At 53.5% G+C, this 2406-nt stretch carries 1 protein-coding gene and 1 pseudogene; both read left to right on the top strand.

The window, feature by feature from the left end:
* The first annotated feature begins 446 nt into the window (after window positions 1-446).
* Entirely contained in the window at window positions 447-2138 is a 1692-nt protein-coding gene (locus tag AC1DVF_RS29005; RefSeq protein WP_477783598.1) for a HamA C-terminal domain-containing protein, read from the top strand.
* Window position 2139: 1 nt separating this feature from the next.
* A pseudogene (locus AC1DVF_RS29000) lies at window positions 2140-2406 on the top strand (DEAD/DEAH box helicase); the annotation flags it as partial.

The following is a 2406-nucleotide window of genomic DNA, read 5'->3' as shown; positions in this document are numbered from 1 at the left end:
ACCCTGCTCCGCCTCAGAGATCGCCAATCTCGATCGCCCGCAGATCCCACGCTACGGGGGCAAAACTGGGGGCATATTTTAGTTTTTCCGACCTGAAAATACTGCGCTAGAGCCAAGTGAAAATGTTTTTTGGCGATCCTGAGAGTCTTTAGGCGTCGTCGGGCGGGCTGTTCAGCTGATCATTTCTGCCTTTTCACAGACCATCGAGATCCATCCACTTCCAGAAGATGAGGCTCCCGGGGGCATATCTGAGGGCAAGCTATGGATGGTTTGAAAAGGATGCCCCCAGCCTAACGCCCAACAGTTCCCTTCTCGAAAAGTCACCCTTTGCTGTTCCCAACCACCGTCGAGCGCTATTCGATCACCTCAGTTAATGGCTGACCCTCCGTACGAGAACAAGTGGGGATAGTCGAGTGATCGCCAATGATGGTAGCGTGGAGCCATCAATGGATGTATCCGTAAGCTTGCGCTTGCTCTTCACAAGCCCGGCCGCCAACCTTCTTCATCGATACAAGGACGTCATGGTGAGTATTCCAAGCCCATCAAATAAAGGTGGGCCAGCAGCTCGACAAGGTTTCAAATACCAGGATCACGTCGCCGTTGCGTTTATTTTGAAGATGCTGCGTGACAGTACCTATCTCCAAGTGGAATGCGAAACCGCTGATGACATCGTCGCGGTTTCTGAGAATGCAGGGGAAACTGTCAATGAGTACATTCAGGTCAAGACCACCGAAAGTGATAAGAAGTGGAACCTGACCGAGTGCACCGCCCTGGAGAAGCAGAAAGCTGACTCCTCCCTGTTTCAGAAATCATTAAAATGCGATGTGCGACCGGGCATAGCCTGCTTCAGGATCGTGTCCAAACGCGATATCGCAAAGGCGCTGGAGTATTTCGCCAAGGAACTGGACAGACGGGTTATCCCGGACCTAGCCACCCAGCGAGGGCGGACGCTGGCCAAGCAGCTCAAGACCGTGTCTGTCAGAGGGCGGGACTTTTCCTATTGGGCAGACAACTTCGTCTGGCAAGTTTGCGGTGATGTTTCGTCGCTGGAGGCAACGAATCTACGTGTCCTTGCTGAGGTTATCGATCTGTATGGGGAGACCCCTTCTCATCGCCAGCAGAAAGAGATCTACGATGCCTTCCTGGCTTGGGCCGACGACGCTGCAACTGCTGATGTCAAAACCTTGCCCGAGAAGAAAATAATCCGCCGTGAGGCAGCCCTCGCGCGACTGAACGCACTACTTGGTGCAGCTGCTAAGCACTCTGCCGCCTTTGCCAAACCATACAAGACCAAGCCCGATCCGTTCCTGGTGGAGTTCCATACGACCACAGAGGATGGTTTGCTACGTACCCTTTCTGGGTTTGACGTCGAGTACGATTTCGAGGAATGGCGAGCCCAACAACTAGCGGAGCACTTGCTGCAGTGGCTGCCTGAATTCTGTCTACGTGCGAGCGAAATCGCCAATTTCCAGATACACCACACGCCAACGGCATTGGCGCGATCCATCAACACGTTGACCCAAGCCGCCGTACCTCGGGATCGATTGATTGCAGAGTTGATATTGCATGCCATCCTGCGAAGTCGGGAAAACAGCGAGCCAATCGCATGTAAGGTTTTCTATGCGGTCAACGGCAAGCTTTCCGAGTTCGGCAATGCGCACATCGTCCAGAAACCGGGTGAAGCAGACCAGCTATGGCTTGGTTTGTCGCGGATGATTTCCACCGGAACGATGGATCAGACACTGAAAGAAATTTGCGATGTGCTCGATGCCACCATCTCCAGAGCGGCGCTAACTGAGGAGCGAGAGATCATCATCACGCTCCGCGAGCCTCATCACCACCTACCCACGGCCGAAGCCTTCAACAAGGCCTTGCACCGCAATGCTCCTGCGCAGGAAATGCTAAGTGTGTTGTGCTTCCCGATCCTGCTCGCCTACGACAGCGACGCGTTGTCCGAGGGGTACCTGTCTGATTATCTGGCCAACCTCAAGACAGAGGTTACCCAGCACTACAATGCGCTGGCCAATACATTACCGTCAAAAATCAAACAAGTCCGGGTAGTGGTCTTCCTGGTGCCGATCGAGAGCATCCACCAGCTCGTTCAGAAATTTAATGCGCTCTGCAAGGCTGCTAGCTGATATGAAATACGATCTCATCAAACAGCAGCTAGAGAACCTTTACGATCTCAAAAGTGACAAATCCGGCCTGCTCATTGGGATGAGCTCTATCGTGAACAAGGGTCATCCCGAATGGGAGGGCCGTGACTTGGTCATTCGGGCGCTTGACAAGTTCGAGCTGTTCGATGAAGTCGAACAGTCGTTGCTGCTCAGCCTAGTACGTACCGTTGGACTGTTCCCCTACATCACCCCACATGTGGAGAGCGTTTCGTTCCCCGACCGGTTGGCC

Source organism: Pseudomonas sp. P4_D7, from assembly GCF_056401755.1.
Note: the sequence above shows the minus strand (reverse complement) of the source record. Positions and strands in the feature narration are given on the sequence as shown.